General features: G+C 43.0%; 8 protein-coding genes. 1 reads left to right on the top strand and 7 read right to left on the bottom strand.

Features of this window, described 5'->3' with window-relative positions:
- Nucleotides 1-391: 391 nt before the first annotated feature.
- Together ACXLDX_RS00170 and ACXLDX_RS00175 are read right to left on the bottom strand one after the other, a co-directional pair.
- Nucleotides 392-670: an addiction module antidote protein gene (locus ACXLDX_RS00170; protein WP_457575162.1), complete on the bottom strand. Its 279-nt coding sequence runs from the start codon at nt 668-670 to the stop codon at nt 392-394.
- A complete protein-coding gene (locus ACXLDX_RS00175) occupies nt 671-973 on the bottom strand; it encodes a type II toxin-antitoxin system RelE/ParE family toxin (RefSeq protein ID WP_457575163.1) in 303 nt (100 codons plus the stop codon). It lies immediately after the preceding gene.
- Nucleotides 974-1233: 260 nt separating this feature from the next.
- On the opposite strand from ACXLDX_RS00175, the gene ACXLDX_RS00180 reads away from it, so the two are divergent.
- Nucleotides 1234-1827, top strand: coding sequence for a recombinase family protein (locus ACXLDX_RS00180; protein ID WP_457575164.1), 594 nt, complete (start codon nt 1234-1236; stop codon nt 1825-1827).
- 167 nt (nt 1828-1994) lie between these two features.
- On the opposite strand, the gene ACXLDX_RS00185 is transcribed toward ACXLDX_RS00180, so the two are convergent.
- The 5 genes from ACXLDX_RS00185 to ACXLDX_RS00205 form a co-directional block, all read right to left on the bottom strand.
- Complete coding sequence (locus ACXLDX_RS00185; protein ID WP_457575165.1) at nt 1995-2474, bottom strand: hypothetical protein; 480 nt, start codon at nt 2472-2474, stop codon at nt 1995-1997.
- A gap of 121 nt (nt 2475-2595) precedes the next feature.
- Nucleotides 2596-3147: a hypothetical protein gene (locus ACXLDX_RS00190; RefSeq protein ID WP_457575166.1), complete on the bottom strand. Its 552-nt coding sequence runs from the start codon at nt 3145-3147 to the stop codon at nt 2596-2598.
- 41 nt (nt 3148-3188) lie between these two features.
- On the bottom strand, nt 3189-3746 hold the full coding sequence (locus tag ACXLDX_RS00195; protein WP_457575167.1) for a sigma-70 family RNA polymerase sigma factor: 558 nt from the start codon (nt 3744-3746) through the stop codon (nt 3189-3191).
- A gap of 261 nt (nt 3747-4007) precedes the next feature.
- Nucleotides 4008-4898 (bottom strand): histidinol-phosphatase, encoded by an 891-nt coding sequence (locus ACXLDX_RS00200; protein ID WP_457575168.1) that lies wholly within the window; start codon nt 4896-4898, stop codon nt 4008-4010.
- 59 nt (nt 4899-4957) lie between these two features.
- The coding region (locus ACXLDX_RS00205) for a PAS domain-containing sensor histidine kinase (RefSeq protein ID WP_457575169.1) at nt 4958-5995 on the bottom strand (1038 nt) is incomplete at its 5' end.

The following is a 5995-nucleotide window of genomic DNA, read 5'->3' on the forward strand; positions in this document are numbered from 1 at the left end:
CGGCCTCCAGAAGAAGAAGTGAGAATTTTCTTCTGAAGGCCGCGCCTTATCAGCCGAAAAGGACGCCGTATATTTTTAAGTTTGCCCTTTTCGGCTGATAAGGCGCGGCTACCGCCGTTTTGAATCTCTGTCAATATTTTTTTAATTTTTTTTTTGTATTTTTTGATGTTTTTCGCATACAGGTAGAGGGCTTCTGTCGGTATGTGAAACTCCAAACTCTAGTTCTTAATATTAAATAAAGGAATAAAGAGGAAAGGACATGGTCACCGGAGATGTTTTGCGACCCCTGGTGATGTTGTCTTTTACCAGGCAGTTTTGTGGGTGGAGGGAAGGCCGGGGCGTGAACGTGGCCAGGGGAGGAGATGTGGAGGCGGGGAAGGTATCGCGGGTATCAGGAAATAGCCAGTCTGCAGCCAAGGGCCTTGGTGACCTTGCTTATTGTGGCGAACCCTGGATTCCCCTTGCCGGACAATGACCTGTAGAGACTTTCCCGGCTTACGCCTGTTTCTTTTGCAATCCTGGACATACCTTGCTTTCTGGCAAGGTGACCGAGGGCAATCAGGAAAATCTGCGGATCATCGTCCATAAAGGCATCGTTAAGGTACTGGTGAATCTCTTCCTGGGTTTTAAGGTAATCCAGTGGATTGTAAGGGCTTGTTTCGGTAGTCATTTATAGCTCCCGCATGTCTTTGAGCAGTTGTTTTGCTTTTTTGATATCTTTGTTCTGTGTGGATTTATCTCCACCACAAAGCAAAATAATTACAGTGTGTTTCCGGATGGTATAATAAAGACGATAACCAGGGCCTGTAAAAATTCTCATTTCGTAAAGACCTTCTCCAACTGAACGGGTATCGCCGAGATTTCCCGCAATTGCTCTGTCAAGGCGGGAAACGATAGCAAGAACTGCCCGCCTGTCCTTTAATTTTTTGAGCCACCTGTCAAAGTATTCTGTCTTTTCTATTTCGTATATCACATTGAATACTGTAGCTCACAGGCTACAGATTGTCAATCAAGTTCAAAACATCCCTGGATTGATCGAAACGGATTTTCGGTCAAATTTCTGACACAAAAAGCTGGTTTATCCGCATTCCGGGAAGTGTAAAAAAAACTATACTTTCTTTTACACTTTTTCATTCGCTTGAAACCTGCGGTTATTCGTGTAAAAATAAGTCTAATATAGTAATATTGACATTGTGTCAAGATAGGTTCAAAAGTAATGTGTACAGTTTTTGGTTGGGTAAAAATTTTAAACAATGGAGTGGAAAAATGTCAGGTCAACGGGTTGGTTATATAAGAGTGAGCAGTATCGGGCAAAACAGTGAACGTCAATTAGCTGATGTCAAGGTAGATAAAATATTTGAAGAGAAAGTATCCGCAAAGAACCGCAACAGACCTGTTCTTCTGAAATGTCTTGAATATCTCCGGGAAGGTGATCAACTTCACATTCACTCAATAGATCGATTGGCGCGAAATCTTGTCGACCTGCAGGACATCATTACACAATTGAATAAAAAAGGGGTTTCAGTTCATTTTCATAAAGAAGGCTTGGATTTTACAGGCAATGACAATCCAATGAACCGGCTTATGCTGCAAATGATGGGGGCTTTTGCTGAATTTGAACGTAACCTAATCCGGGAACGTCAGGCAGAAGGTATCGCTGGTGCGAAAAAAAGGGGGGTTAAATTTGGAAAAACCCCTGCACTGACCCCGGAACAAATTGAAGAGGTCAAAGCAATGGTTGCAGACAGATACAGCAAGACAGAGATTGCGAAGAAATTCGGAGTTTCCAGGCAGACTATTTACAATGTGCTAAAAAGTAATCTCTAAACATGGTAAGGTAATAATGTCATAGTGTGACTAACATTGTGACTAATTTTATTTTATTTTTAGGGACGATATTTTTGTAATAGTTTGAAATAACAAGATAATAAACTTATATATTCGACTCCGGCCTTCGCACCATTTTCATTTCCAAAGACTTCCGCTAAAGTCTTTTAAACCCGCAGCCTGAAAAGGTTTGCGGGTTTTTTTTCTTCAGTATCTTCCAGTGTTGAAAAATAGTAGTCCGGCTGGACTCTGATGTCTTTATTTTCTTTTTGAATTTTACGGCAGATTTCCTTTACGTTGCTGGTGGTTGTAAGGATAACCAGCTCATGGTTCAGTCGTGACAATTTTTTCCGGGACGTGAGGATGAGATTATACCTGCGGATGATTCTGTTCAGAATAGTGCTGTTTTTCTTTTCATTTTCTGCAGTAAGCAATATCAAAACACGACCGGGGGTATAATTGTTTTTTTTCGGCGAGGATTTTTTATTGTGAAATGCTGTTCGCATCATTGAGAGATGCACAGGGTTTTCTGTGGTGCGATTGAATGAAAGGGATGTGGAAGCAACCGCAAAAGTTGATGGAACGGCGAGGATAAGGCAGACCAGAAATAAAAAGGTACAATATGAAGGTCGTATGATGCTCCTCATAATACTTTCCCGGTCTGAAGGCTGCTGATTGTATGAGCTCTTCAGCTCAAAAGAGAAACAATCGAGAATTTTTGCCAGTCTGAATTTGAACAAGAAATTTCATTTCTTGACAGACACGTTTTCAATAAGCCTGTTCAATAAAGCTGACCAGTGAAGACTGTTTCAATATTTCCAGGCGGGCTTTAATATTGTCTGACTGTTTCTTTTTTAATTTCATGGTGTAGATGCCACGTTTTCCGGGACCATTGATTATCATTGCTCCTGTCTGCTGCAAAAGGGCTTCAATTTCAATCATCCGCGCACTGTTGTTGAATATTATATGAAAAGACGGTCCGGAAGAAGCAGTCTCAATTCGGCTTGCTGATAAGACCTCATAGGTTTGTTGTTTGTGAGGTGAGTAAACCAGAAAGAGACAGAGAACAATTGTCTGCATGGCCGCAAAACCCCAGGCAAATTGAGGTTGGACGAAAAAATCGCGTAATCGGTCCATAAATATCCAGCGGCTTTTCTCAGTTTTTTTAGGAAGTCCGACTGATTTGCTTATTCTGGAAAAAACAGCGGGACCTGCAGGTGTCACATCTTCTGCAGTTTCTTTGAGAATGCGTCGCATGGTCTCATCATCAAAGGTGTCTCTGCTTTCTGTTGTTTCGGGTCTGTGTGGTCTGTTCTGCATATTTTTCTCACGTCAACCGGTGTTATCCGATTGTGCTCCTGTCAGATGACGTCTCGGTCTACGCCCATTTTTTCAAGTATTTTTTTCAGATCCGCTTTCGCGTAAAATATTCTGCTCTTGACTGTACTTTCCGGAATAGACAACAGTTGCGCTATTTCCTGATAAGGAAGCTCCTGGTAAAAGGCAAGATCAAGAACCTCCCTGTGTTTTTGAGAGAGGCAGTTGAGCGCTCTGGTGAGAATTTCTTTGCGGTTTGTGTTGTCAAAGTCTACTTCTTTACCTACAATTTCCGGATGTGTGTCAATATCATCATGGTATTTTTGTTTTCTTGATTCTTTCAGAGCAAGATTCCGGGCTATTCCGATCATCCAGGTCAGTACTTTCGACTGTTGCCTGAATCTGGCGCTGTTTTTCCATACTTCCGTGTAAACTTCCACCAGGATATCTTCAACACTGTTTTGATCCTGAACAAACCTGTAAAGGTATACCGATATCTGCCTGTTTGTACCTTCATACAGGGCCTGGAACGCATCCCGATCCTTTTTGGCGGTCTTTTTCAGGAGATTCAGGAATGGATCCTGTACTTTCTTTCTGTTCATGAGTGACCCGCAGGAGTAAAAAGGTTCAAATATTCTTTCCCCGAGCCGGTATTTAAAAAAATGGAAAGAATATTTTTCAAGATGCCATGTACCATGGGTATTGCAGCTGATTATTAATAACCAGGATTATGTTACTGCTCCCAGGATCAGTAACTCGGTGTGTCTTTAACTGGTTTTTACCTGAATCCTGCAATTGTTACGTGTTTTACGGGAAAATGAAACAATATTTTTCAGGGGAGCGGTAAGACTGAGGAAAAAAGGTCAGCAGTTTGGAGCAAAACAGAGTTTTTCCGGTTTCTGCCATGATCCGTCCATTTTTTTTTCTGCAAGGATCTGTATGGCTGTTTCCATGAAATTACCCACAGAAAGTACACCGTGGGAATCATCCCCGGGGATAACAGGTATTTTAAGTTCACATGCCCTGTCCAGAATGACAGCAGCCGGATATGGTTCATCAGCGCCTTTCAGCAGGCTGCGAAGATTGAGGTCCAGAATCAGGCCGAGATCTTTTATCAACTGAAGGTTGCGTTCAATCCTCTTTTGTATTCCAGGGCGCCGGAGTCTTGTCGCATAGTCATCGTCAAAGAGGCGGATAAGGTCAAAATGCCCGACAACAGCAGGTTTCAGTAGAGAAATCATTTCAAACTGCAGATCGAAATAGCGATTGTAAAGTGCATCCGTGCTCCCAGTCTTTTCAACGGCCCTGATATAGGCATCCTTTGAATAATCAAAACCGATATCTTCAACAAAATGAACTGATCCGACAATGTAATCGGGCTGCATCTTTTTGATCAGCCAGGGTACAAATTTCTCATATCCGGTGCAGGTTTCTATTTCCATACCCACAAAAATCCGGATTTCCCGGCTGTATTTTTCCTGCAGTCGTCTGCATTCTCTTATATACTTTTCAAATCGCAGCAGAAGTTTTTCCGGTGTCAGGCCATCCTGCTTTTCTTCCGGGTAAATCAGTTTACCGTTGCCGGGGGGACAGTGTTCGGTAATACCTACCCATGGGAACTGCAGTTCAATATAGCGCCGGACTATCTCTTCCAGGGAATCGGAAGCGTGACTGCAGAACTGGCCGCTGTGACCGCCGTGAATGGAAACCGGTGGAATGGGGTCGGTCATTTTCCGGTTGTATGAGACAGTCATTGCGAATCCATGAGGGCTGAAAAGCGGGATGCGGTAATTTTGAGTCTGCGCTAGATCAGTCAGGCCAGGGGTAATTTAATGAAGAACGTTGTTCCCCGGCCTGTCTGTGAGACGAAGTCAAGCTCTCCATTGTGTTTTTCGTTGATGATTGTTCTTGAAATTGCCAGGCCCTGACCTGAACCTCGTCCGACTTCTTTTGTGGAGAAGAACGGATCAAAAATCCGACCCTGAATATTTTCGGGAATGCCACCACCCGTATCTGTGATGCTGATAATGATCATACCGTTTTTCTGAAAGCTTTCAATGGTGATTTTCCCCAGATCATCGTTCTTTTTTCTGTTGTCGTCAATGGCATGGGCCGCATTAACGATAATATTGACCAGCACCTGGGCAATATCTCCAGGATAAACTGAAACAGCAGGAAGTTGCTCCAGTTTCGTCTCCAGTTCGGCAACATACTTGTACGCGTTTTTGCAGACTATAAGGGTATCCAGAATTATTTTATTGAGATCAGCATCCTGTTTATTTGCGTTGGAGCCCGCGTGAGCAAATCCTTTCAGACCCTGCACAAGCTGTGTCACTCTGTTTACACCATCAAGGGTCTGTTCAAAGGCTTTGGGGGCTTCTTCCTGGAGATATTCAATATCAGCCATGTCTTCCAGATCGGCTATTTCTTTCATAAGATCATGAAAAAGCAGCTCATTTTCTGCCATTTCAGCCAATTTTCGATATTTTTCCAGGAGCTGTAACATGTCTTCAAAACTTTCCTTCAAGAAGGAAACATTATTTCCGATGAACTGAATGGGAGTATTGATTTCATGGGCAATACCTGCTGACAGTTCACCGATGGATTCCAGTTTCATACTGTGAATACGTTTACTCTCCTTCATTCTCTGTTCCGTAATATTACGGAAAGTGAGAATGGCTCCGACTATCTCGTTCCTGCTATTTCTGGTAGGACAGACAATATAATCTGCTGAAAAACTGCTCCCGTCCCTGTTCCAGAAGACATCGCCGTCCACATGATGTGACGACCCATCTTCTATCGCCGCGAAAAGAGGGCAGAAATCCCAGGGGTATTCACTGCCGTCATCCTG

The sequence above is a fragment of the Desulfomarina sp. genome, from assembly GCF_054039375.1.